Origin of the sequence: Nocardia miyunensis NBRC 108239 (assembly GCF_001613065.1) — a bacterium.
Classification (GTDB): domain Bacteria; phylum Actinomycetota; class Actinomycetes; order Mycobacteriales; family Mycobacteriaceae; genus Nocardia; species Nocardia miyunensis.
Genome location: NZ_BDBQ01000028.1, coordinates 51,941 through 76,288, shown reverse-complemented (window position 1 = coordinate 76,288; position 24,348 = coordinate 51,941). Strand labels below are relative to the sequence as shown.

24 protein-coding genes are annotated in these 24,348 nt (G+C 67.5%); 7 read left to right on the top strand and 17 right to left on the bottom strand.

Annotation, left to right across the window (positions count from 1 at the left end):
- Window positions 1–72 precede the first annotated feature (72 nt).
- From NM2_RS11520 to NM2_RS11480, 9 genes are all read right to left on the bottom strand, one after another.
- Complete coding sequence (locus tag NM2_RS11520) at window positions 73–531, bottom strand: MarR family winged helix-turn-helix transcriptional regulator (protein ID WP_084530776.1); 459 nt, start codon at window positions 529–531, stop codon at window positions 73–75.
- A complete protein-coding gene (locus tag NM2_RS11515; RefSeq protein ID WP_067667462.1) occupies window positions 518–1,273 on the bottom strand; it encodes an alpha/beta fold hydrolase in 756 nt (251 codons plus the stop codon). Before NM2_RS11515 ends, NM2_RS11520 begins: the two co-directional genes overlap by 14 nt.
- A gap of 119 nt (window positions 1,274–1,392) precedes the next feature.
- Window positions 1,393–1,836 (bottom strand): GlcG/HbpS family heme-binding protein, encoded by a 444-nt coding sequence (locus tag NM2_RS11510; protein WP_157121038.1) that lies wholly within the window; start codon window positions 1,834–1,836, stop codon window positions 1,393–1,395.
- 232 nt (window positions 1,837–2,068) lie between these two features.
- Window positions 2,069–2,722, bottom strand: a complete 654-nt coding sequence (locus tag NM2_RS11505) for a nitroreductase family protein (RefSeq protein ID WP_067667458.1) — start codon at window positions 2,720–2,722, stop codon at window positions 2,069–2,071.
- A 156-nt stretch (window positions 2,723–2,878) separates the two neighbouring features.
- Window positions 2,879–3,292 (bottom strand): SRPBCC family protein, encoded by a 414-nt coding sequence (locus NM2_RS11500; protein ID WP_218025897.1) that lies wholly within the window; start codon window positions 3,290–3,292, stop codon window positions 2,879–2,881.
- 69 nt (window positions 3,293–3,361) lie between these two features.
- Window positions 3,362–5,077 (bottom strand): serine/threonine-protein kinase, encoded by a 1,716-nt coding sequence (locus tag NM2_RS47385; protein WP_084530774.1) that lies wholly within the window; start codon window positions 5,075–5,077, stop codon window positions 3,362–3,364.
- A gap of 128 nt (window positions 5,078–5,205) precedes the next feature.
- The gene (locus tag NM2_RS11490) at window positions 5,206–5,865 is read right to left on the bottom strand and encodes a response regulator (protein WP_067667452.1); all 660 of its coding nucleotides are present in this window, start codon (window positions 5,863–5,865) and stop codon (window positions 5,206–5,208) included.
- A 10-nt stretch (window positions 5,866–5,875) separates the two neighbouring features.
- Window positions 5,876–6,817, bottom strand: coding sequence for an undecaprenyl-diphosphate phosphatase (locus NM2_RS11485; RefSeq protein ID WP_067667450.1), 942 nt, complete (start codon window positions 6,815–6,817; stop codon window positions 5,876–5,878).
- Window positions 6,818–7,088: 271 nt separating this feature from the next.
- The gene (locus tag NM2_RS11480; RefSeq protein WP_067667448.1) at window positions 7,089–8,297 is read right to left on the bottom strand and encodes a sensor histidine kinase; all 1,209 of its coding nucleotides are present in this window, start codon (window positions 8,295–8,297) and stop codon (window positions 7,089–7,091) included.
- A gap of 744 nt (window positions 8,298–9,041) precedes the next feature.
- Between NM2_RS11480 and NM2_RS11475 the strand changes: the two genes are divergently transcribed.
- A complete protein-coding gene (locus NM2_RS11475) occupies window positions 9,042–9,734 on the top strand; it encodes a hypothetical protein (protein WP_067667446.1) in 693 nt (230 codons plus the stop codon).
- A 529-nt stretch (window positions 9,735–10,263) separates the two neighbouring features.
- Window positions 10,264–11,541, top strand: a complete 1,278-nt coding sequence (locus tag NM2_RS11470; RefSeq protein WP_245717960.1) for an alpha/beta-hydrolase family protein — start codon at window positions 10,264–10,266, stop codon at window positions 11,539–11,541.
- A 2-nt stretch (window positions 11,542–11,543) separates the two neighbouring features.
- Here the strand turns inward: NM2_RS11470 and NM2_RS11465 are convergent, their stop codons facing one another.
- Window positions 11,544–12,398 (bottom strand): SDR family oxidoreductase, encoded by an 855-nt coding sequence (locus tag NM2_RS11465; RefSeq protein WP_067667442.1) that lies wholly within the window; start codon window positions 12,396–12,398, stop codon window positions 11,544–11,546.
- A gap of 103 nt (window positions 12,399–12,501) precedes the next feature.
- Window positions 12,502–13,149, bottom strand: a complete 648-nt coding sequence (locus NM2_RS11460; RefSeq protein ID WP_067667440.1) for a TetR/AcrR family transcriptional regulator — start codon at window positions 13,147–13,149, stop codon at window positions 12,502–12,504.
- Window positions 13,150–13,264: 115 nt separating this feature from the next.
- Between NM2_RS11460 and NM2_RS11455 the strand changes: the two genes are divergently transcribed.
- Window positions 13,265–13,588, top strand: coding sequence for a transcriptional regulator (locus NM2_RS11455; protein WP_067667438.1), 324 nt, complete (start codon window positions 13,265–13,267; stop codon window positions 13,586–13,588).
- Between the two features lie 458 nt (window positions 13,589–14,046).
- On the opposite strand, the gene gatA is transcribed toward NM2_RS11455, so the two are convergent.
- Together gatA and gatC are read right to left on the bottom strand one after the other, a co-directional pair.
- Complete coding sequence (gatA, locus tag NM2_RS11450) at window positions 14,047–15,522, bottom strand: Asp-tRNA(Asn)/Glu-tRNA(Gln) amidotransferase subunit GatA (protein WP_067667436.1); 1,476 nt, start codon at window positions 15,520–15,522, stop codon at window positions 14,047–14,049.
- Window positions 15,519–15,815 carry an Asp-tRNA(Asn)/Glu-tRNA(Gln) amidotransferase subunit GatC gene (gatC, locus tag NM2_RS11445; RefSeq protein WP_067667434.1) on the bottom strand — a complete coding sequence of 99 codons (297 nt, stop codon included), beginning with the start codon at window positions 15,813–15,815 and terminating at the stop codon, window positions 15,519–15,521. The genes gatA and gatC overlap by 4 nt, the downstream gene beginning before the upstream one ends.
- A 377-nt stretch (window positions 15,816–16,192) precedes the next feature.
- Here gatC and NM2_RS11440 point away from each other — a divergent pair, with 377 nt between their 5' ends.
- Window positions 16,193–16,843, top strand: coding sequence for an ACT domain-containing protein (locus NM2_RS11440; RefSeq protein WP_067667432.1), 651 nt, complete (start codon window positions 16,193–16,195; stop codon window positions 16,841–16,843).
- Window positions 16,844–16,860: 17 nt separating this feature from the next.
- Here NM2_RS11440 and NM2_RS11435 read toward each other — a convergent pair whose 3' ends face one another.
- The gene (locus NM2_RS11435) at window positions 16,861–17,406 is read right to left on the bottom strand and encodes a GNAT family N-acetyltransferase (protein WP_084530771.1); all 546 of its coding nucleotides are present in this window, start codon (window positions 17,404–17,406) and stop codon (window positions 16,861–16,863) included.
- The gene (gene ligA, locus NM2_RS11430; RefSeq protein ID WP_067667553.1) at window positions 17,403–19,523 is read right to left on the bottom strand and encodes an NAD-dependent DNA ligase LigA; all 2,121 of its coding nucleotides are present in this window, start codon (window positions 19,521–19,523) and stop codon (window positions 17,403–17,405) included. The genes NM2_RS11435 and ligA overlap by 4 nt, the downstream gene beginning before the upstream one ends.
- A gap of 183 nt (window positions 19,524–19,706) precedes the next feature.
- Here ligA and NM2_RS11425 point away from each other — a divergent pair, with 183 nt between their 5' ends.
- Entirely contained in the window at window positions 19,707–20,492 is a 786-nt protein-coding gene (locus tag NM2_RS11425) for an SAM-dependent methyltransferase (protein WP_067667430.1), read from the top strand.
- 104 nt (window positions 20,493–20,596) lie between these two features.
- Window positions 20,597–21,016 carry a PPOX class F420-dependent oxidoreductase gene (locus tag NM2_RS11420; protein WP_067667428.1) on the top strand — a complete coding sequence of 140 codons (420 nt, stop codon included), beginning with the start codon at window positions 20,597–20,599 and terminating at the stop codon, window positions 21,014–21,016.
- Between the two features lie 203 nt (window positions 21,017–21,219).
- On the opposite strand, the gene NM2_RS11415 is transcribed toward NM2_RS11420, so the two are convergent.
- Together NM2_RS11415 and NM2_RS11410 are read right to left on the bottom strand one after the other, a co-directional pair.
- Window positions 21,220–21,996, bottom strand: coding sequence for a nucleotidyltransferase family protein (locus tag NM2_RS11415; RefSeq protein ID WP_067667426.1), 777 nt, complete (start codon window positions 21,994–21,996; stop codon window positions 21,220–21,222).
- 28 nt (window positions 21,997–22,024) lie between these two features.
- Window positions 22,025–22,834, bottom strand: coding sequence for an ArsR/SmtB family transcription factor (locus NM2_RS11410; RefSeq protein WP_067667550.1), 810 nt, complete (start codon window positions 22,832–22,834; stop codon window positions 22,025–22,027).
- 120 nt (window positions 22,835–22,954) lie between these two features.
- On the opposite strand from NM2_RS11410, the gene NM2_RS11405 reads away from it, so the two are divergent.
- Window positions 22,955–24,199, top strand: a complete 1,245-nt coding sequence (locus NM2_RS11405) for an AAA family ATPase (protein WP_067667424.1) — start codon at window positions 22,955–22,957, stop codon at window positions 24,197–24,199.
- Window positions 24,200–24,348 lie beyond the last annotated feature (149 nt).

The window sequence follows — 24,348 nt, the reverse complement described above, 5'->3', positions numbered from 1 at the left end:
CGCCTACCGACCGCACGCTCACGCCGATGCGCGGTAGGTGTCGCCCACCAGTTGGAAGTGCCGGGGCGGTTGTCATTCCTCGTCGAGGCGTCGGGCCAGTGCCTGTCCGGAGGGTAGGTCGTCGACGAAGCTGTGGACGAAGCCGAGCAGGGCATCGGTGTCGTGCCCCTCGGCGACGGCGTCGATCATGGCGTAGAGGTTTTGTTCGACCTCGTGGACCGCCGTTGCGACTCGGTTGCCTTCGGGGGTGAGGCTGATTTCCACGTGGCGGCGGTCCTCGGTGGCCGTGCGGCGATCGACCAGGCCGAGGGCCACCAAGCGGTCGACGAGTCTGCTGGGACTGTTGCCGCTCTCACAGATCAGTAATTGCCCGATTCCATTGAGCGACAAGGGACCTCGTTGTTGCAGCAGGCGCAGCACCTCGGCCTGCGAGGGGGTGATGCCGTGCGGTTTGAGCGCTTGGGCGAGCAGTCTGTTGCCTTCGCGTTGAGCGGCCAGGATCGCGAAGCGCAGATGTTCAGCGCGCCGCATGGCCCGGCATCGCGTCGGTGACGGTTTCGGCGAGGAAGGTCCGCACCACACCGGCGTAGGTGGCCGGGTGGGAGAACCGGAACATGTGACCGGTGCGCGGCAACACCACTTCGCGGGAATCGGGGATGCCCTCCCGCATGATCGTGGCGGCCTCTTCACCGATGAGCTCGTCATGCTCGGGGGTGATGATCAGGGTGGGCACCTGCACGCGGGGCAGGGCGGCGACGTAGTCGGCGTTCAGCGCCGCAACCACCCGCGCGCCGAACGAGGAGGCAGGGGTGTTGTCCAGGAACAGCTTTCGACTGTGCGCCGCGTTCCACGGGGTTTGGCCTTCGCCGTCGAAGGGCGAGGCCAGCCGGTGCGCGTGGGCGCGCAGCACCATCTGCCGGTACAGCGGTCCACGCAGCTTGCCCATGGTGCGCATCAGCGCCTTCCATGGCGCCGACGAGACCGGGTCGGCGGCGAAGCCGCCCGACATCACCAGCGCGCGCAGACCCGCGGGCTGTCGCACGGCCAGCGCGAGGGCGATGTTCGCGCCGAAGGAGTCACCGACGAGCACGTAGTCGTCCAGGTCGGCCACCGCGACGGCGACATGATCGGCGTAGTCCTCCATGTCGGCGACGCCTTCGGGCAGGCGCAGGGTGCGCACCGGCAGATCACCGTAAGGGGCGAGTTGATCGACGCTCCAGGGGGCGCCGGAGAAGCAGGGAATGAAAACCAGGGTGGGTTGCGTGTTGGTCATGTCAATATATTACACGACATCTATGTCGTGTCACTGGTTCACCGCCCCTTAGCGGCAGCGAAACACACCGATTCCGCCTTCCGAACGCGGGCACAGCAGAAGAAGATATCTCTCCTGGTCTACGCGTCCACGTCGTTCATCCGGTATCGGTGCCACCGGTCGACGGCCGTCTGCACGGCCTCCTCGTCCTCCTTGGCATGAGCCCCTGAAGCCCCCACCGCGCCGAGGACCACCCCGTCATCGGTCACCAGGACGCCACCGGCAAACGGAATGAAGTCACCGCCGTGAAGGTGCTGGATACTGCCGACGATCGCGTCCGGCAGCTGGATCCGGCCCGATGGCTGCATCGCCAGTAATGCGCTGCGCGCCTTGGCCACAGCGATGCGGCTCGTCATCGGCATGCCTCCGTCCGCACGCCGCAAGACGATCACGGCGCCGCTCACATCGGTGACGGCCACCGCCAGTGGCGGGAAGCCGCGCTCGGCACCGACCGCCAGTGCGGAGGCCACCAACCAATCGGCATCGGCCAAGGCCGGCCCGGGAAGGCGAGGAGTCTCACTCATGGGCTCGAACCTAGCCCGAGTGGGACGAACACACCGCACCGCTGTTCAGCCGCACCCGGATTACGTTCCGGCCGCGTATATGGCCTGCGGCACATGGCATCTCACCAGTACTGGGCCGATGTTAGCTGTTTCGTTGCGCCGCAACGCAACCCGTCATACAGGATCGTGGCGATGTGTACCGCATCGTCTCCAGCACCTCAGCCGATGGCGGCAGCTCCGTGATCGCTGTGGCCTACCAGCTGTTCCAGTGGGTGAGCTGGTCGGCCGGGAGGCGTTTCGCGGGCCGGAAGTCGGTGCCCTGCGTGTAGCCGATCGGGAACAGCCCGCCTTGGCTGTACCGGTCGTACGGGATGCCGAGAAGGTCGGCGGCCTGCCTTTCGCCATCACCGACCAAATGCAGCGTCGTCCACGCCGAACCCAGCCCGCGCGAGCGGAGCGCCAGCATGAAACTCCACACCGCGGGCAACAACGAACCCCAGAAACCCGCGCTCGACGTACCCGGGGTGTTGTCCACTCGGCCCTCGAGGCACGGGATCAACATGACCGGAACCTCGTGGAGATGGTCGTTGAGGTACCTGGCCGAGTCGGCCACGTGGGGCTGCCGCAGATCGCGCTCGTCGCCGAACGCGGGTTTCGGCGCGTCGAGGTACGGGGTCGCGTTGGTCCGGTAGATCTCGGCCAGCGCCCGCTTCCGTTCGGCGTCCTCGACGAATACCCACTGCCAGCGTTGGGAATTCGAACCCGTCGGCGCCTGCAACGCCAACTCGAGACACTCCGTCAACACCTCGCGCGGCACCGGCTTCTCGAGATCCAGCCGCTTGCGCACCGAACGCGTAGTGGTCAAAACTTCATCGGCGGACAGGTTCAGCACATTCCCGATCGTCATTCCTTCTCCCATCTCGGGCCGCTGCCGTCGGGCAAAGGTCCCGGAATCCGAACGCGGCAAACGATCTGTTCAACACTGAACTGCTGCAGATATTTCGGAAACCGCCAAGTCGTGTGAACCAACGGCCGGGCTGGTCGCGGCGAGCGAGAACCGCGCCTACATCTCCAGCAGCGCTTTCAACGCAGCCAAGTCGCGACGCACCCAGTCGCTGTCCGACTCGAAACGCTCGTCATCCATATCGGGCAGGCGGAACAGCGTGAACGCGATCGTTGTTCCGTCGCCGTTGCGTATTGCGCGCAACGGGATGTCGACGATCGAGCCGTCCCGCATGCGGACCCGGTGATCGGCCACGCCGAACGCGTTGGGCGGGCTGAAGCGGACGAAGGCCGTGCCCTGCGGCGAGGCCGCGACCCACTCGCCGGGCTCGGCGCCGGCGCTCGGCGAGCCCGGTTCGAGACCGGCGGACAAACCGGTCGCCCAGCGCGGAAAGTTGGTCGGCTCGGCGAGGAAATCCGCGACGTTGTCGAACGATCGGTCGATATCGACGGTGATAGTGCGCACTGGATACATCACCGCACCAAGATACGTCGAGCCGCAGCCGCGTCACCCCGTCCGACCTGCCTAGTTTCCGGCGGGCGTTTACAGCGGGGTCTGATCCCACCACCTGGCGAGCACTTCGTGCGCGGGGGTGTCGGCCATCATCTCCACCGGGCCGGTGTCGTACGCGTACAGCAGCGTATTCGACAGTGCGGGATCGGATTCGAAGGAGACGAGCATTTCGGCGGTCTCGGTCTGCATACTCTGCGGAACGATCCAGTTGCGGACGGTGAAGGACGTGTCGCCCTTGCTGCCGGTGGTGCCGCCCGACGTGGGGGCCGCGGCCAGGGCGGCCTGGGCGGCGGCGGGACTGTCGAAGACCGCGATGGCGTAGCTGAGCGAGGTCAGGCGCGAGGTGCACTCCCATGCGCCGAGCCAGTTCGCCGAGGCGAGCGGATCGGTGCGCCGGACCACGCTCGTCGCCGGGTCGCTCTCCAACACCTTGCCGGGCTGGCCGAGCTGACTCCGCTGACAGGACACCCGGCCCTGGTAGGCGTCCCCGGTATTCGATCCGCCCTGGGGCAGCAGGGTCGGAAAGGACTGCTCGACCTCGGTGACCGGATCGGATGGCCGCGTTGTCGGGGCCGCGCCCGACCCGGTCGCGGGAGCTTTGGCATTCGGCCCGGGATGCGAACCACCGGAAAGCGCGAAGAATCCCAGACCGGCCACGATCAACAGGGCGACCACACCGAGCACGCTCCACAGCAGCAGATTCGACGTATGCCTCGAAACTGGTTGCGGCACAGCGGGATTCGGCGAAAATCCACCGGGCGGAGGCACCGGAGGCGGGCCGGGCGACGCGGGCGCCTGCACCCGATGACCATTCATCGGCTGCCCGGCAGGCGGAACCCCGACGGGCGCGAGCGGAACCCCCGGACGCACAGCGCCGGGCGGCACCGTGGCGACGGGCGGCGGAACCGGAACGGGCGCGGTCAGCGCTTGCTTTGCCGCCGCGGCGAATTCCGCACAACTGGCGAACCGATCGGGAGCCCGCTTGGCCATCGCCCGCGCGAGCACCAGATCCATCGCCGGATTCACCCCGGGCCGGCGCGCGCTCACCGGCGGCAGCGGCAATTGCAGATGACCGTGGATCAGCTCGTTCGGATCCTCCGAATCGAACGGCCCGGTCCCGCTGAGCAGCCAGTACAGTGCACACCCCAGCGCGTACTGGTCCGAATGGTTGTCCAGCGGTGAGCCGGTCATCTGCTCGGGCGAGGCATAAGCCAGAGTCGCGGTGAACATTCCGGCCTGCGTGAGATGGGTGGAATCCTCCCGCAACCGGGCGATGCCGAAGTCGGTGAGATAGACCCGCTCGCCCTTACCATTGGTATCGCGGCCGAGCATGATGTTGGCGGGCTTGACATCCCGGTGCAGCACACCGTTGCTGTGCGCGTAATCCAGTGCGGCAGCGACACCCTCGATGATCTGCACCGCGCGCTCGGGCGGCAGCGTATGCGGATTCACCGTGGCCGCGTCGACCCCGTCGATGTACTGCATGCTGATCCACAGCTGCTCGTCCTCGACGCCGCGATCGTAGACGGCCACGATATTCGGGTGATCGAGCTGCGCGACGAGATCGGCCTCACGCTCGAAGCGCGCGCGAATCTCCGCATCCGCGAACAGTTCTCGGTTCAACAGCTTCAGCGCGGTCTGCCGTTGCAGTCGCGGATGCCGCGCCAGATAGACCGAACCCATGCCGCCCTGGCCGAGGAGGCGTTCGACGGAGAAACCGGCGAACACGTCACCGCTGCGCAACACCTACGACCCCCTTCCGGCTACGGGCTCATCCCCGGCATACGCGGGGAGGCGGTATGAGTCGATGCCACGCGCATCCTACTCGACCTGGACTCCGCACTCCCCGCTCGGAACTTCCCGCCCGGAAAACCTCAGCCCGGCGTCACCAGACCCGATTCGTAGGCCAGGACCACCGCCTGCGCGCGGTCACGCAGGTCCAGCTTCGAAAACACCTTCGAGACATGCGTTTTCACGGTCTGTTCCGCCACGAACAGGGACTCGGCGATCTCGTTGTTGGACATACCGCGGGCGATGAGTTCGAGTACCTCGCGTTCGCGCGGGGTGAGCGCGTTCAGTGCCGGGGACGGGTTGCGACGGGCGCGTCGGCGGGTGACGTCGGCGATGAGCCGCCTGGTCACCGTCGGCGCGAGCAGCGCCTGGCCGTCGGCGACGACCCGCACCGCGCGCACGAGTTCCTCGGCCGGAGCGTCCTTGAGCAGAAACCCGCTGGCTCCCAGGCTCAATGCCTCGTACACGTAGTCGTCGATATCGAAGGTGGTGAGCATCAGCACCCGCACCGGCGGATCGAATCCGGCGGCGAGGATGGCACGGGCGGCGTCCAGGCCGTTCATCTCCGGCATGCGCACATCCATCAGCACCACGTCGGGACGCAGGCGTTTCGCTTCGGACACCGCGATCTGCCCATTCGCCGCGTCACCGATGACGCTGATATCGGACTGAGCGGCCAGCAGCGCGCCGAAGCCCTGCCGGACCATCGCCTGGTCGTCGGCGATCAACACGGTGATGGGCACTGGTACGGCCTCAGGCGAATCGGATGATCGACAGCAGGCCCGCGACGATGCAGTACACCGCGAACGGCAGCATCGTGCGGGTCTTGAAGAAGCGTTCCAGGAAGCGCACCGCGAACCACGCGGCCAGACCGGCGACGATCGCGCCGACCACGGCTTGGCCGATGATGCCGCGTCCCTGCGGACCGGCCAGTTCGGGCAGCTTGAGCACGCCCGCGGCCAGAATCACCGGCGTGGCCAGCAGGAAGGCGAATTTCGCGGTGTCCTCGTGGTCGAGTCCGCGCAGCAGACCGCCGATCATGGTCAGACCCGAGCGGCTGAATCCGGCCAGCAGCGCACCGGACTGGGCCAGGCCGATGCCGAGCGCATCCTTCACGCTCAGGGCCGCGAGACGTTCGTCCGAGGCGAGATGCTCCTCGGTCAGCACATCGCCGTGGCCGGAGCTCCGCGCCTCCTCCTCGGCGAATTTGCGTCCGTAATCCGACAGCGACGGCGCGTTGCGGCGGCGCAGACCCTCGCCGACGATCAGCACCACGCCGTTGAGCATGAGGAAGATGCTCGCGTAGATCGGGGTGGCGAAGAGTGTCCGCAGCGGATGCTCCAGAACCAGGCCCAGGATGCCGACCGGGATGGTCGCGATGACGATGAGCCAGGCCAGCCGCTGCGTGGAGGTCTCGATGCGGCGGGTGCGCAGGGTCTGCACGAATCCGATGATGATGTCGCGCCAGTCCCGCCAGTAGTACCCCAGTAGCGCGATCGCCGTCGCGACGTGCAGGGCGACCACGAATGCCAGGTAGGGCGTGCCCGACTTGGCATCCCCCTGGGTGACCAACTCTTGCCAGCTGCCGCCGATCCACGCCGGGACCAGCACCGAATGACCGAGACTGGAGATGGGGAACAACTCGGTGACGCCTTGCAGCGCACCGATCACGATGGCTTGGAAGTAGGTGAGCATCGTGACGAGTCTCCCATGCGCGCCATCGGTACGCCGCACCAGTTCCCGGGCACATTCGCGCCACCTCCGAGTCCGTGGCGAACCGGCGCTGCCGCACTACCCGACGGTCTACCGGACGACCGCCCATGCCCCTGGTCGAAGCGTTTTTCGGCCGGGTCTTCGCCGGTTTCCGGATCGATCCCGACGTGCACGCGTCGACCACGCCGGATCGATCGGATTCGCGGCCCGTAGTGGACCGTCCCAGCGTCGCGCATCCCCGATCCCCGGCCTACTACTCGGCGAAGGGTGCGGCGATGGCGGACGGAGCCGACGGAAATCTGGCGCAGACTTGGAATCCGCCGTCGGGGCGCGGTTCGGCGGTGAGGGTTCCGCCGATGGCCTCCGCACGGGCGCGCATCCCGGCGATCCCGGTTCCGGGGGTTCCATCGGCCGGTGATTCGCCAGGGGCATTGACGACGAGCAGGTCCACGATCTCGGTCCGGACGATCAGACTCGCCCGCACGGCCGCGTGCGGGGCGTGACGCGAGGCGTTGGACAGCGATTCCTGCACGATCCGGTACAGCGCCAGGCCGACCGTGTCGGAGACGGTGTGCAGGGGGCCCTCGACGGTCCAGTCGATCGGGACGCCGGCCCGGCGCGCGCCCTCGAGCAGTGGGAGGACGTCGGCGGCCGCGGGTTGCGGTGCGTGATCGGGCAGCTGCCCGTCGCTGCGCAGCACGCCCAGCATGCTGCGGACTTCGTTGAGCGCGTCCCGGGCCGATGCGCCGATCGACTCGAATTCCGCACGCGCGGAAGGTGATACGTCCGAAATCCGGTAGGGCGCGGTCTGTGCCTGCACCACCACCATGGACATGTGGTGCGCGACGACGTCGTGCAGATCGCGGGCGATGCGCGCCTTCTCCTCGAGCACGGTCCGGCGGGCCCGCTCGAGCTCGCTGACCTCCTCCTGCTCGACCAGTGCGCGACGGGAGAGCACCAGCCAGCGCACCAGCAGACCGAAAAGGACCAGACCCGTCATCGCGATCGGCCAGCCGAAGGCCGAGGAGGCGACCGACTCGTCCGCCCCCGCCATCGTCGTGGCGAACAGCAGCGCCGAGGACACCCAGGCGACCAGCACGATCTGCATCTGCGCGCGCACCGCGACCGCGAACAGCAGCGGGAAGAACACCAGGATGTGCACGACCTGGAACGGCAGATGACTACCCGCCTGATGTGGAATCGCCAGCGCGATCAGCAGTGCCGAACCCGCCGAAATCGCCCATCCCAGAGCTGGATTCACCCGCACCAGCACCAGTGGCAGCGCCGCCAGCCCCGCGATGAACGGCTGCGCCGCCGCGGGCACCTGATGCGTCAGATGCAACGTCGGCCAGGCCACCGAGAACATGATCGCGGCCACCACCCCGACGAATACGTCGAACCACAACCGCATCCGTTTCGGATCCCGCGCCGTGCGCGCCAGCATCCGCACCATCCGAGCCATACCCATGACCCTAGAAACCCCGTCCACCCGATTCCGTCATACCCGCGAGTGAATTCGCACCCCTACCCCGGTACGAGACGCTCCCCCGACTCCCCCGGTACGCCCGCCCACGAACAGGCCCCCAGCGTGAGGCCCGATTCGCAGCCGAATTCATACGTTCACGACATGAGCGAGCCCCCTGCCGAAACCCCGCAGAACGTCGGCCCCGCACTCACGGGATCTGTGTTCCCGGAACCCGGCCGAGACCACGAAACTACGTTCGTTCGGCGCGAATCCCGTTGCACGCCAGCGTCATCGGAGTCGACTACTGGAACTGCGACGATTTCGCCCGCTACGTCGCCGCACGGCGTTCGTGTACCAGCTCCCAGACAACGGGCATCCGGATACAAGTCACCGAACTCACGACAGGACAGCGCCCACGATCTGCCCTCACACGAATACATCCCAACGCCCGCCAGCAGATCGCAGGAACCATCACCACGCAGCTCGGGATCGACGACCGCGCCGAACGATGGCGACCACGCGGACGCGGAGTCACCCCAACGATCGAGCGACCAGGCATCCGCTCCCGAACTGACCATCAGCTCCGGAACCACGGACGTAGTCGGGGTACCGGACTCGCGGGACGACTCGGGATCGACGCGGACGCTGAACGATGGCGACCACAAGGACACCGAACCACCACGTCCATCGAGCGTCCAGGCATCCGCTCCGGGACTCATCGCCGGGTCCCGGGGCCGCGCGATGAGATCGCGGCGCGTGCTGGCCGGGCTCGGTGCGCTCGGGGTGATGGTGGCGTTCGTCGTCGCGCAGCCGGTTGCCGGGGCGGCGGTGGGGGCCGTGGGTGGGGAGAATTCCGTGGCTCGGGCGGCTGTGACGGAGTTGACCGGGGCGCATCCGGGAAATGTTGTGCTGCCTGCGGATTTCGCCGCTGAGCGTGGGTATCGGCCGGTGCTGGCCGACGGGCTGCTGGTGGATCCGGGCGGCGATTGCTCCTCGCCGGTGCGGTTGCCCGCGGAATTCCGTACCGCGTGCCAGGCGCACGATCTCGGGTACGACCTGCTGCGTTATGCCGACGATCACGGACAGCCGCTGGGGACGTGGGCACGACAGGCGATCGATGCCGTCCTCGAGCAGCGCATGCTGGCCGCCTGCGAAGACCGCCACGGTCTGCGCCGGACCGGGTGCCGGACGATGGCCACCGTCGCCGGAACCGCCGTGGACCTGAACTCCCGTCGCCAGAACTACGCGACACCCCGCCCCGAGCATCTGCTCGGCATCCGGCTCGCAGGCGAACACCTCGGCCACCAATTCCTCGTCGTCGGCGCACCCGCCGCCCTGGTACTCAGCGCCGTCGCACTGCTCGTCACCGAGATAGTGCGTGGCAGGCGGCGACGAAACCCGACCCCGCCCGATCGCGCCGAGACGACGCGATGAATTCCGGACGTGTCGGCACCTTCACCGGATACGCAACCAGGCTCGCCAGGTGCGCGCCATGCGGCTGCGGCCGAGCGAATCGCTACTGCCCCGCACTGACAACTGTCGCTGCCAGGGCACCTGAAGACAATCCGGAATTCGGTGGGCGACAAGGAAATTCCGAACATCGACAGATTCGCCGGTGGGCGGCGCTCACGGGGCAAGGGGATGTTGTGCGAACAGTCGCCGCAGGCCGTACCCGAGCAACGGGGCAGATCCCGCCGCGCGGCCGGTCGATCCGGCGCGAACAGAACGTCATCCGGAGCGGGGGTCGACTACCCGTCTCGGACAAAGGCGATCGCGCTCGGAAAGGCGATCCATTCCTGTCGGCGGCACCCGCAGGGTGGCGAATTCGCAACGGATACAGAGGGTTTCGATGATCGTATCTACTGCTCACGTTCGAATCGGTAGCGAGTCCGAAGGTGACCCGGAGCCTGGGCGTTTTCCGATGCCGCGCACGGGCACTGCGGTTGCGGCGACGTTGGGGACGATGGTTTCACTGGCCCCCGGGCTGCTTCCTCGGACTCCGATCGCACAGGGGCTGCTCACCGGAGTACTCGTGACGTTGTTTCTCAGCGTGAGCGCTGGAGTGCGAATAATATTGCGGCACACCCGCTCTGGTTCGCAGAAGCGCCGGGTTCGAGTCGCTGTCGCGGCCGGGTGCGCGCTGATGGTGGCGCTGGCGGCGGTGCGGGCCGAATGGTGGCAGAACCGGTTGCGTGCGGCCATGGGGTTGCCGGACGTGGGTGCCGGTTACTGGCTCGAATGCGCTCTTACGGCTCTGCTGGTGACGGTTGCGCTGATCGGGTGCGCTCGCGCACTGCGGTGGATCGTTCGACGGGCTACCCGGGCGCGGAACGTCGCGCTGACGATTGTCGCGGCGCTCGCGATCCAGATCGCGCTCATGCCCGCGATGGCCGATGACCGGCGGACCGCCGACGCGCGAGCCGATGCGCCGACGGATTCAGCCAGTGCGCGGACGATCTCCGAAAGCCTTTCGGGGAGCGGCGAATCGGCGGTCGACTGGTCCGCACTGGGAACGCAAGGACGCAAATTCATGTCCGCCGACGCGGGACGATCGGTGCGGGTCTACGCGAGCCTGGGTTCGGCGCCCGACCTGAATTCCCGTGTTGCCCTGGCGATCCGCGAACTCGAACGGTCGGGCGGGCTGGATCGCTCGAATCTCGTCGTCATGGCCCCGACCGGATCGGGCTGGGTCGACGAGCACGCGGTAACCGGCCTGGCCCGGCGATTCGCCGGAGACGTCGCCATGGTCGCCGTGCAGTATTCCGACGCACCGAGCTGGGTCGGCTACCTGTTCGGCCGCCGAGCCGCGGAACAGTCGCAACGGGTCCTCTTCACCGCCGTGGAACGACGACTGTCCGACCTGAAACATCCACCGCGCCTGTACATCTACGGTCAGAGCCTGGGCGCGACCGCCGGAAGCTCGGTCTTCACCGACGACGCCGACCAGCGCCACCGCGTCTGCGCCGCCCTGTGGGCCGGCCCACCCGCCGACCGCGTTCACCACGCCGCCGCACGCATCCTGGCCAACTCCTCCGATCCGGTCGTCCAGTGGTCACACGAATTACTTTGGCACACACCGGATCTCACCGACACCCACCCGGACGCCCCACACCCGCCGTGGATCCCGGTCATCACCTTCGTCCAAACCAGCGCCGACCTGCTCTCCGCCCTCACCCCCACCCCGGGCCACGGCCACCGCTACGGCGCCGACCAGGGCACCGCACTGGGGACCTGCGGCTGAGGTCACCGTTCGCCCGGTCGATCCTCGGCGGTGACCGCCGTGCGCTCGTATTGCGCACGGGCGGACCGATTCTCACTGAGCGCGGCGACCTGATCGGGCACCATCCGGCGGTACAACGCCGCGCGCAGGGCGTCGGGTAGCAGGCCGACCACACGGACCAGCGGATTGACGTATCGCGGGACGGTGACCTCGAATCGAGGACGGGCGATGACGGCGGCCACGGTTTTCGCGATGTCGTCGGGGGTGAGCATGGCGACCGCGCCGGAGGACGTGCCCGCGGCGAGCGCGGTGTCGACCACCGTCGGCATCACCACGGACAATTCGACTCCGCTGCCGCGCAATTCGGCGCGGACGGCACTCAGGTATCCGTACACGCCGTGCTTGGTCGCCGCGTAGGTGGCCTCGCCCGGGGGAGCCAGTTTGGCGGCCGCCGAGGCAACGGTGACGACATGCCCGCGACCTCGGGCTCGCATCCGGGGCGCGGTCAGGCGCACTCCGCGGATGACGCCGTGCAGGTTGACCTCGAGCTGGCGGTGTGTCGCCTGTTCGGGTTCCTCGTCGAACGATCCGACCCACATCACTCCGGCGTTGTTGACCAGGACGTCGATCGGGCCCCATTGCGCTTCGACCGCGTCCAGGAAACTTCGGAACGACGCGGAATCGGTGACGTCGAGCGGGAATCCCGCTGCCTCACCGGGCAATCGGGCGGCGACGGCAACCGCGGCGGCAGCATCCAGGTCGCCGATCGCGATGCGGTTTCCCGTCGCGCTCAGGCGCTCGGCGATCGCCAGGCCGATCCCCCGGGCCGCACCGGTCACCGCGATCACGCGGCGTGGCGCTTCCTTCGCCGAACCCATCGGACCTCCTCACACCACGAATAAATCTGACATGCTTTCATGTCAAAACTCGGCCGCCAGTATTACACAGCAGTGAGCGAGACCGTGGACGAGGACCGGCCGGCTAGGCCGTGTCGTTCAGACCCGCCAGGGCAGCGAGAAACAACGTCGCGCACACCTGGGTCAGCATCTGTGGCGACTGCCGCATGCCGGTCATCATCCAGTCGACCAGCAGATTGTTCACCCCGCCCGCCAGGGCGACCGCGGTCAGCTGGGGCCGCTCGTCGGAGAGGTCGACACCCGGCTGCTCCGCCCACACCGCGACGATCAGATCGGCGAATGCGCGCAACACTCCGTGGCGCAGTTCCTCGATCTCGGGTGAGACGCCGACGACCTCGATGAGCACGATGCGCGCGCGGCGCGGATCCTCGGTCAGATAACCGATGAACGCACCCAGCCCCCCGCGTGCGGCCACCGCGATATCGCCGCCCGCCGTGGTGATCGCGGTCTCGGTCACCCCGCGCAACTCGGTGACCAACGCGCCGTACAGCCCGGCGAGGGCAGCCTGGCGATCACGGAACGACTCGTAGAAATAGCGTTCGGTCAACCCCGCCGCGACACAGATCTGTTTGACCGAGGTTGCCGCAAAACCATTGGTGCCGAACAGTTCCAGCGCGGCATCGAGGATCGCGGCACGACGGACGCGGGTGCGCTCGTCGGCGGACATGCCGGAATAGCGTCGGCCGGTACCACGGCCGGATCCGCCTGCCATCGATAAAATCCTTCTTTCCGGTCGACTTTCTCCGTGCAACACTCTGCCATGCCATAATCTGACAGGTACACATGTCAGATAGGCTGATACTCAGCCGCGCAGGGGGTGTCCGAGAGTGTTCACCGAATGGTTCGGTGCGGCGATCGCACGGTGGGAAAGCGCCAACGGCGTGCGCCTGGGGCCGCGTGGATTGCAGCGGATGATGACGCGGGCGGGATATCCGGTCTCGGCCGGATACCTGTCCATGCTCTACACGGGCCACCGTCGCCACCCTTCCCAGGCGCTGATCGAGGCCCTGGCCGCTGTACTCGGCGTATCCACCGCCGGTCTGCCGACCGCCGGCACTTCTGGCAGCGATGCGCCCAACGGCAGCACAACCCCGTCATCGAACCATTCGCCGAGGTCCGACGAAAACCCGAGCGGCAACACCACAAAATGAGAGACATGGCCGGACAATCCCCCGGCAGGGAGTATCGGACACGCCGATTTACGTTGCCGCACAGATCATCACGCATGCCGAGGTCGCACACGTGAACAACGCGCTGTCGCGGGCGATCACCGAACAGCTCTGTCCGCCCTGGCGACTCGATGACCTCGACATCCGCGCACTGCCACGTCAGCAATACGCGCAAGCAGCCGTCCGTGCACTGCCGATCGATGTGTCGCCGAAGGGAGGAACCAGCATGTGCCGCCGGTCGTGTCCGGGCGCGCGAGCTTGTCGATCGCCGAGCGACTCTGTGCGATGCGGCCGCTCGACGACGACGAGCCGCCTGAGGCCGAATCCGGCCTCAGGCGCCAACCACCGACTTTACCGCCGCTCGCGAGCAGCGAGAACGAAATCCCTTGCGGGACAGCGCAATCGGACCACGCACCAGCTCGCCGAAACCCCTTGCGGGATCAGGCGATCGGGCCGCGCGCTGCCTCGTAGGCCGCAGCCACGCGGTACAGGCGATCGTCGGCGAGGGCCGGGGCCATGATCTGCAGGCCGACCGGGAGGTTGTCGTCCGGACTCAAGCCCGAGGGGACCGACATGGCACAGTGCCCGGCCAGGTTGGTCGGCAGGGTGCACAGGTCGGACAGGTACATGGCCAGCGGATCGTTGACCTTCTCCCCCAGCTTCCAGGGGGTGAACGGGCTGGTCGGCGAGACCAGGACGTCGACCTGCTCGTAGGCGCGGTCGAAGTCCTGAGCGATCAGGGTGCGCACCTTGAGGGCCTTGCCGTAGAACGCGTCGTAATATCCGGCCGACAGCGCGTAGGTGCCGATCATGATGCGGCGCTTGACCTCCGGGCCGAATCCGGCCTCGCGGGTCGCGGCCATGACCTGTTCCGCGCTGTGCTGACCGTCGTCGCCGACGCGCAGTCCGTACCGCATCGCGTCGAAACGCGCCAGGTTCGAGGACACCTCACTGGGCAGGATCAGGTAGTAGGCGGGCAGCGCGTGCTCGAAGTTCGGGCACGACACCTCCAGCACGTCCGCACCGAGATCCTTCAGCGTGGCGACGGCGGCGTCGAAAGAGGACAGCACCCCGGGCTGATAGCTGTCCGAGTGCAGCTCCTTGACCACACCGACCTTCACACCGCGCAGATCCCCCCGCGCCCCTTCGCGAGCCGCGGTCACCACATCGGGCACCGCGACGTTGCGCGATGTCGAATCCCGCGGGTCGTATCCGGCGATGACCTCGTGCAGCAGCGCGGTGTCCAGGACCGTGCGACCGCACGGACCCCCCTGGTCCAGCGACGACGCACATGCGACCAGGCCGTATCGCGACACCGTGCCGTAGGTCGGCTTCGTGCCCACGGTCGCGGTCACCGCGGCGGGCTGGCGAATCGATCCGCCGGTGTCGGTGCCGATGGCCAGCGGGGCCTGGTACGAGGCGAGCGCGGCCGCCGAACCACCGCCCGAACCGCCCGGAATCCGCTCGGTGTCCCACGGGTTGCGGGTCGGGCCGTAGGCGGAGTTCTCCGTCGACGAACCCATGGCGAATTCGTCCATATTGGTCTTGCCGACGATCGGGATGCCCGCCGCGCGCAGCTTGCTCGTCACCGTCGCGTCGTACGGGGACACCCAGCCCTCGAGGATCTTCGACCCGCAGGTGGTGGGCATATCGGTGGTGGTGAACACGTCCTTCAGCGCGAGCGGTACACCGGCCAGCGCCGAGGCCACCTCGCCACCGGCGATCGCGCGATCCACCTCGGCCGCGGTCAGCAGCGCCTGCTCACCCGCGACGTGCAGGAAGGCGTTGAACTCCCCGTCCACCTCGGCGATGCGCTGCAGATGCGCCTCGGTGACCTGCACCGAGGACACCTCGCGGGCGTGGATCTTCTCCGCCAGCTCGGCCGCGGACAGCCGGGTCAGATCGGCCTGGCTCATTCGCCCTCCCCCAGAATCTGCGGAACCTGGAACCGCTGCTCGTCGATCGCCGGAGCGCCCGAGAGCGCCTCGTCGGGAGTCAGGCAGTCCACCGGAACGTCCGCACGAGTCACATTCGTGGTCGGATTCGGCGCCGCGGTGGCGGGAACATCGGCGGCGACCTGCGAGATCACCTGCACGTGGCTCAGGATCGAATCCAACTGGCCCGCATACAGGTCGAGCTCTTCGTCGGTCAGAGCGAGCCGGGACAACCGGGCGAGGTGTGCAACCTCGTCGCGGGAGATGGCGGGCACCGCGGGACCCCTTTCGGCAGGTTCGAGCGTTGAACAGGTCCGGCATCGAAACGATCGCGCCGGTTGACACCGATAGCCTAGCGAGTCGGCCCGCACGCCCCGCGCACAGGAGCCGATATCCCGGCCTCCGCCGCGCTCCGTCGCTCCGCGGTATCGGGCCGGAACGCTTTCAAACCTGGCCCCTAGCGGACATTTGGTTGACCGCTCAACGTCCGCCCTGCTTCAGGTGGCACGAACCGGTCGATTCGGCTCACAATGCGAGTGGAATCCCCCACCACGGATAATTCGAGTCGATTACCTGCCATCACGGGTGTAAACATGACCAGGCCCGGGTATCCGTCCGAAAGTTTCGGTCGCACAGGAAGGAAGGAAAGCACGTGTCATTTCTGCTCCGCGTGCAACTTCCGGATCGCCCAGGAAGTCTCGGATCTCTCGCTGTCGCCTTGGGCTCGGTAGGCGCGGACATTCTCTCGCTCGACGTAGTCGACCGCGGGGCCGGTTACGCCGTCGACGACATCGTCGTCGAGGTCACCCCCGGCGCGCTACCCGACACGCTGATCACCGCGGCCGAATCGCTCGAGGACGTTCGCGTCGATTCCCTGCGCCCGTATTCGGGGGTGCTGGACACGCATCGCGAACTCGAGTTGATCGACCAGGTCGCCGGAGCGCGCGACGACCGATTACAGGTGCTCGTCGACGGGGTGCCGCGGGTGCTGCGCGTCGGCTGGAGCACGGTCCTGGATATGGGTCCGCAGGGTGCGTATCGGCTGGTCGGCAGCCAGAGCGCACCCGAGACCCAGGCGGCATCGGCTCCCTGGATGCCCCTGGAGAAGCCGGTCGCCCTCGACGGCGAGGCCGACTGGGTGCCGCAGATCTGGAAGGATATGGACACCAAGCTGGCCGCCGCACCACTCGGCAACACCGGCAAGGTGCTGATGCTCGGGCGTCCCGGCGGACCCGACTTCCGCCCTTCCGAGATCGCCCGGCTGGGTTATCTATCCGGCATCGTCGCCACCGTCCTGGGCTGACGCCGAAATGCGAAGGGCTACAACGCCAGACGCATGACCGTCAGTGCCGTGCCCGTATCGGTCACCCAATCCCGTTCGGGCACATGGGAGAAGCCGATTCGGTCGTAGATGCGGCGGGCGTCGGCCATGCCGGGCATGGTCGTGAGAATCACCGCCTCGAAATCCTCCACACGAGCGGTCTCGATGACCGCGCGGACGAGGGCGGCTCCGATACCGCCGCCGCGGGCCCGCGGATCGACCGCGAGCATCCGGAACTCCAGCTCGCCCGGCCGGGCGATATCGGCGAAAGGCGTCTTCGGACGCGCGATCGTCACCGAACCGAGCACCTCACCCGCGCGCGAGGCGACCAGCACTTCCGCCGCACGCGCACGCTTGGCCGTATCGAAAAGCTCTGCGACATAGAGGCTTTCGGGGTGTATATGCCCTTCGCCGACGTAGATGCCGACGGTCAGCGCGCCGACGTCGGCGAACTCCTCCTCCCGCACCGGACGGATCTCGATCTCCGGCGCGAGTTCGGCTCTGCTGCGTTCGGGCGTGGTTTCCGCGGACTGTCCCCGGCTCATTCCTCGTCCTCGCTCTCATCCGCATCCGGTTGTGGTGTCACCGCCTCGGGGCCGCTCTCGAGCAACGTGCGGAATCCGTCCTCGTCCAGGATAGGCACGCCGAGTTCCTCGGCCTTGGCCGCCTTGGAACCGGGCGCGTCGCCGATGACGACGAAGGCCGTCTTCTTCGAGACCGATCCGGCCGCCTTGCCACCGCGCACCAGGATGGCCTCCTTGGCCTCGTCACGCGAAAAGCCTTGCAGCGAACCGGTGACCACGATCGACAGACCCTCGAGATTGCGTTCGATGGAGGCGTCGCGCTCGTCCTGCATGCGCACGCCCGCGGCACGCCATTTCTCGACGATGGCGCGATGCCAGTCGACGGTGAACCATTCGATCAGCGCCGCCGCGATGGTGGGGCCGACGCCGTCGACCGCGGCCAGCTCCTCGCCCGAGGCCTGCTCGATACGCTCCATACTGCCGAGTTCGGCCGCCAGGGCGCGCGCCGCGGTCGGCCCGACGTGCCGGATGGACAATGCCACCAGAACCCGCCACAGCGGACGGTCCTTCGCCGAATCCAGGTTCTGCAGCAGGCGGCGGCCGTTGGCCGAGAGGCTGCCGTCCTTGTTGACGAAAAGCGTTGTGGTGAGCAGCTTTTCCTCGGACAGGTCGAACAGGTCGCCCTCGTCGGCGATGACACCGGATTTGAGCAGATCGACCGCGGCCTCGTAGCCGAGGGATTCGATGTCGAACGCGCCGCGCCCGGCCATGTGGAACACCCGCTCGCGCAGCTGCGCCGGACAGTGCCGCTGATTCGGACAGCGGATATCGGCGTCGCCCTCCTTCTCGGGCGCCAGCTCGGTGGCGCATTCGGGGCAGTGCGTCGGCATCACGAACGCGCGCTCGGACCCGTCGCGCATATCGACCACCGGCCCGAGCACCTCGGGGATGACGTCACCGGCCTTGCGGATGGTCACGGTATCGCCGATCAGCACGCCCTTGCGGACGACCTCGGCGGCATTGTGCAGGGTGGCCATCGCGACGGTGGAGCCCGCGATGGAGACCGGTTCCATCACCGCGAACGGGGTGACCCGGCCGGTGCGGCCGACGTTGACCTGGATGTCGCGAAGTTTGGTGGTGGCTTCCTCCGGCGGATATTTGTAGGCGATCGCCCAGCGCGGGGCACGGGAGGTCGAGCCGAGTCTGCGTTGCAGGGCGATCTCATCGATCTTGACGACCTGGCCGTCGATCTCGTGCTCGATATCGTGCCGATGCTCACCCCAGTACGCGACGCGCTCGAGCACCGCATCGGCGCCCCGCACCCGCACGGTGTGCGCGGAGACCGGCAGTCCCCACGCCACCAGCGCCTGATACGCCTCGTACTGCGAGGCCGGGCTGAAACCCTCCATGCGACCGAAGCCGTGGCAGATCATCCGCAGCCGCCGCCGAGCGGTCACCGCCGGATCCTTCTGCCGCAGTGAACCCGCGGCGGTATTGCGCGGATTCGCGTACGGCGCTTTGCCTTCCGCGACTATGGCGGCGTTGAGATTCTCGAAGTCCTCGAGCCGGAAGTACACCTCGCCGCGCACCTCGAGCAGCGCGGGGACCGGGAACTCCGTCGTGGGGGTGAGCTCGGTGGGGATGTCCTCGATGGTGCGGGCGTTGAGCGTGACGTCCTCACCGGTGCGGCCGTCGCCCCGGGTCGCACCGCGCACCAGCCGCCCGTTCTCGTAGACGAGGTTGAGCGCGACGCCGTCGATCTTCACCTCGCAGACGTAGTGGATGCCCGGGCCGGTCTCGGCCTCCACCCGGCTGATCCAGGTGCGCATCTCCTCGGCGTCGAACACGTTGTCCAGCGAGAGCATGCGCTCGAGGTGGTCGACCGCGGTGAAATCGGTGGCGAAACCGCCACCGACCAGCTGCGTCGGAGAATCGGGGGCACGTAGATCCGGATGCGCCTCCTCGAGGGCCAGCAGACGCTGGAAAAGCGCGTCGAACTCGCCGTCGGAGATGATCGGCGCATCGCGCACGTAGTAGCGGAACTGGTGTTCGCGGACCTGCTCGGCGAGCTCCTGCCACTGCAGCCGCTCGTCGCCGGTGGCCGCGCTGATCCCGCTACCGGATACCTCCGATGTCACCGATTCACTGGTCAGCTCGCTCACGGGTCGAACATTAGTCGAACCCACCGACACAATCGGCGCGACCTGCATCGATCCCGAGGAAAAGGGGCATGTCGGACGTGGCGCGAGCTGACCGGCGATCGACCTGCTCCGGCCGTTGTTCCGATTCGAAAACTGTTGGCAGTCTTGTATCTTGACATCATGGCATCGACGCCCGAAGTGAACCCGAACGAACCACACATCGCCCGGATGTACGACTACTACCTGGGTGGAAAGGATCACTACCAGGTCGATGCCGAGGCCGCCGAGAAGGTGCTCGAGGCGCTGCCCGACGTCCGTATCGCCGCCCAGGCGAATCGGGGTTTCATGCATCGCGCGACGCGGTATCTGGCCGGCGACGCCGGTGTGCGGCAATTCCTCGATATCGGAACCGGGATCCCCACCGAACCCAACCTGCATCAGATCGCGCAGGAACAGGCGCCCGCCGCGCGGGTCGTCTACGTGGACAACGACCCGCTCGTGCTGGCCCACGCGCGCGCCCTGATGAAGGGAACCCCCGAGGGGCGCACCAACTACATCCAGGCCGACGCCACCCGCCCGCAGGAGATCCTCGACGCCGCGCGCGCCACCCTGGATTTCACCCAGCCGATCGGGTTGTCGGTGATCGCGTTGATGAATTTCGTGCCCGGCGCATACGACATCATCGCCACCCTGACAGCCGCGCTCGCCCCCGGATCGCACCTGGTCATGACGCATCTGACCGCGGACTTCGATCCGGCGGGAGTCACCGCAACCGCAAAGGTGTACCGGGAGCGCGGAATGCATTGCCAGCCGCGGACCAGGAGTGAGATCACCCAATTCTTCGACGGCCTCGAACTACTCGATCCCGGAGTGGTTCCCATCCACCGCTGGCGAGCTCCCATCGAACCGCCGAAATCGAGGGACGCCCAGGTCCCCGGCTACGCGGCCGTCGCGCGGAAGCCCTGATTCGCGGGCGGGGCCGGATATCCGACCAGCGGTATCCGCTCCCACCGCCAAGGCGCCGACCGCCCGGTGGGAACAGCGCCCCCGCCACACGGGTTGGAGACCGTATGGAACTCGCCACCGCCCTGGATTTCGCCCGCGCGCACACCCGCTCGGTGCTCACGACGATCCGACGCAACGGCCGCCCGCAGCTGTCCAACGTCACGCATTGGGTCGCCGACGACGGCCTGATCCGCATCTCGATCACCGCGGACCGGGCCAAATACATCAACCTGCGCCGCGAGCCCTGGGCCGCCCTGCACATCACCCGCGAGGACTTCTGGGCCTACTCGGTCATCGAGGGCGACGTCGAACTCACTCCCATCGCCGCGACCCCCGACGACCCGACCGTCCACGAACTCATCGACTACTACCGCGCCCTGTCCGGCGAACACCCCGACTGGGACGACTACCGCCGAGCCATGATCGCCGACCGCCGCGTCATCGCCCGAATCACCCCCACCCGCGCCTACGGCATGCTCCCCTGACCCGAAACCACCTGCGCCGGTGGATATTCCGCGTTCGCTCACGACGCGAAGTGGGCCACGAGCCGTTCACCCAGCGCGACCAGGGGCAGGCAGATCAATGCGATTCGAGGTCATCGACGTACCGCGTTGGTGACGCTGCGGGTGATCGACGCCACCCACGAGAATGCGATCGAGACATCGACCTCACCTCATCCTTCGATGCCTCAGAATCCCTCAGCACCGCAGATGTTTTCGAGTTCGGATCTGCAGAGTTTGCGGACGTTCTCGATTGCGGCGTGTAGGACTTGCGGAGCGGGGGTCAGGGATTCGATTATCTCGTCTGTTGCGGTGAGGCCTGCGCGGGTCAGCAGGGTTTTCTCGTTGGTGATCCATTCGCCGCGGGCGGCGAGGATGGCGTGGGCGAAACAGGAGGCGGCTGTGGCGATCTGGCCGGCGCAGGGGGTCAGGCGGCCGTAGCGGGCGTGGTTGGCGGCGGCGTAGTCGAGGGTCAGGTCGGCGTGGGCTGTCCAGACGTGCGGGGCCTTGCGGCGCAGGGCTTCCGGGTAGGCGGGGTGCGGGAGTGTGCCGCGCAGAACGTGATTGATCGCCAGCTCGGCTACGACCAGGTAGGTGGGGATGCCCGCGAGGTGGAAGGCCAACGGCTCGATCCGGAATCGGCCCGCCTCGGCCGCGCGTAGTTGCGCGTCCACCACGTCCAGGTCGCGGTAGTGCACATCGACGCGGCGGTCGTCGATGGTCAGCCATGCGCCGCCGTTGAAGACGCCGCCACCCCATTCTCCCAGCTCGGAGACCTGTCCGGGCCAGCCGACGGCGGCCAGGTCCGCCGGGGTGAACCTGCCGCGATAGTAGATCGCCAGATCCCAGTCGCTGTCGGGGCGGGCGGTGCCCTGCGCCCGCGATCCGCCCAGCGCCACCGCCGTGACGCCCGGCAGCTCGTAGAGCGTGTCGGCGGTCGTGTTCAGGAAGGTCTCGTCGTCCACGCGGCTCCAACCCTATCGTTCGGCGGCCCTAAGCCTCCTCGGGCTGCGGCGGTTCGGGCAGTACCTCACCGGTCTCCAGCAGGGTCTTGAGGTTCGCCAGGATCGCGGCCCAGCCCTCGGTGATGCCCGCGAGCATCGCGCTTCCCGGCCCGAATCCATTGTGCACCACGGTCAGCTTCACCTGACCGCCGAGCGGCTCGATCTCGAAACGCACCCGGGAGCGCGGTTCACCGGACAGTTTCTCGAAATCCTCTGCACTGAAACCGAATTCGTCCGCGAATGCCTGATCGACGGTGTGCCAGGTATAGGACAGCACGCGATACGGCCGCGCCTCGAGGACGACCTGTTCGGGGTCCTTGCCGGTCCAGCCGCCCTGGGCCCAGGTCATCGGCGAGCCGGGCTGCCAGTCGGTGTCGAAGGTCGCACCCCAGTAGCGGCTGGTGAAGGCCGGATCGGTCAGCGCCTGCCACAGCTGACGATCGGTGGTCCTGATGTAAGTGGTGTAGACGAATTCGTTCGAATCGGTCATGGTCACGCTCTCCAATGTGGATTTGAGGTCGGCGAGCAGGTGCACTCGCCCGCGGTCGTAGCGGTTGATCCAGCGATCGGCGATGGCGTTGATGGGCTCGGCGTTCAGATAGTGCAACTTCTCGCGGCCCCGGCGACGGGTGCTGACCAGATTCGCCGCCTCGAGCACCGCGAGATGTTTGCTGACGGCCTGCCTGGTCATCGCCAGCCCGGCGCACAGCTCGCGCAGGGTCTGACCGTTGTCCGCGTTCAAACTGTCGAGCAATCGGCGCCGGCTCGGATCGGCCAGGGCCTTGAACACCTCGTCCACATCACCATCCTCCACATGCAACCAAAAGGCTGCACATTCCGACAATAGGCAGCCGATTGGTTGCCTGTCAATACCGGCCCGGTGTCACGGCCTCCGACAGCGGGCGGCAGGATCACACCCGTGCTGCGCAACTTTCAGGTGACCAATCACAGATCGCTGGCCGAACCGCAGGAACTACGGCTGGTCGGCACTCGGGCCGCATCGCTGCCCGCGCCGGTGACCGCGGTGCACGGCCCAGCCGCCTCGGGCAAGTCGAGCCTGGTGGACGCGCTGGGCCAGATGCGCGAGGCGGTGCTGAACTCGGTCACCGGCTGGGATCCGTACGCCGGTCCGGTGCGCGCCCCGCACCTCGGATTCGCCGATCACCCTTCGGAATTCGCCGCGACGTTCATCGCCGAGGGCATCTCCTACACCTACGGTTTCCGCCTGGACAACGCCGATGTCCGCGCCGAATGGCTGCACAGCCACCCGCACAACCGCAAACGCGTCGTCTTCGAACGGGACGGCGAGCAGATCCGCATCGGCCCGCAGTTCGAAGCGGTGCGCTACGGCATCGGCGCGCTGGTGCCGCTGGTGCGCCCGAACGCGTTGCTGCTCAGCCTGGCCGGGCAGATGTACGCCGAGGCGCTGGTACCGGCCTACCACTGGTTCTCCGCCCAACTGGACGTGCTGCGCGGCCGGGAGGACGCGGAGACCACCGCCCGCCGCCTCGCCGGTCACCTCTCCCGCTCACCGGAGATCGCCGCCCGGCTGCTGATGCTGCTGCGCTCGGCCGAACTGGGCATCGAGGATCTGCTCATCGCCGAGCCCGACCCGATGTACGCGGACTACCTGCGCGACCTGGATGCCGAAATCGCCGGTGCGGCAAGTGAACTCGACGCCTGCCTGGCCTCCCCCACGCACGCGGTGCGATTCGAGAACACGCACGGGCTCTCCCCGACGGCCCTGGAACGCGAGGTGAGCAATCTGCGCGCGGCCCGCGACACGCTGTACACCCGGATGATGACCCGCCGCGGCGCGGGCCTGGGTCTGGTGCACGAGGGCATCGACACGCCGTTCGACATCGCCGACGAATCCACCGCGACCCTGGCCCTGCTGCGCCTGCTACCCACCGTCCTGGACGCACTGGACACCGGTCGCGTCCTGGCCGTGGACGATATCGACACCAACCTGTCCGGCGACACCGCAGACCGGCTCATCCACCTGTTCCAGAATCCGGAGACCAATTCCCGTGGCGCGCAACTGATCTACACGACCAGCAACCGAACCCTGGTCGACCGGGGCAACGGCCGCTCGTCCCGCCGCACCACCGTCTGGCAGCTGCGCCGCACACCGAAGGGCACCAGTGAGCTGACCGCCCACTGAGCGCATCGGCCGCGGCCTGACGCTCGACGCCGCCCATCGATTCACCTCGGCGCACGCCTGTGGTCCGCCATCGTGCGATCCGCAGGCGGGCCCGCGCCCCTCGAGTCGGCCTCGTGGCTCCACACGTCGTCCGGCCCGCGGCGCGCCTC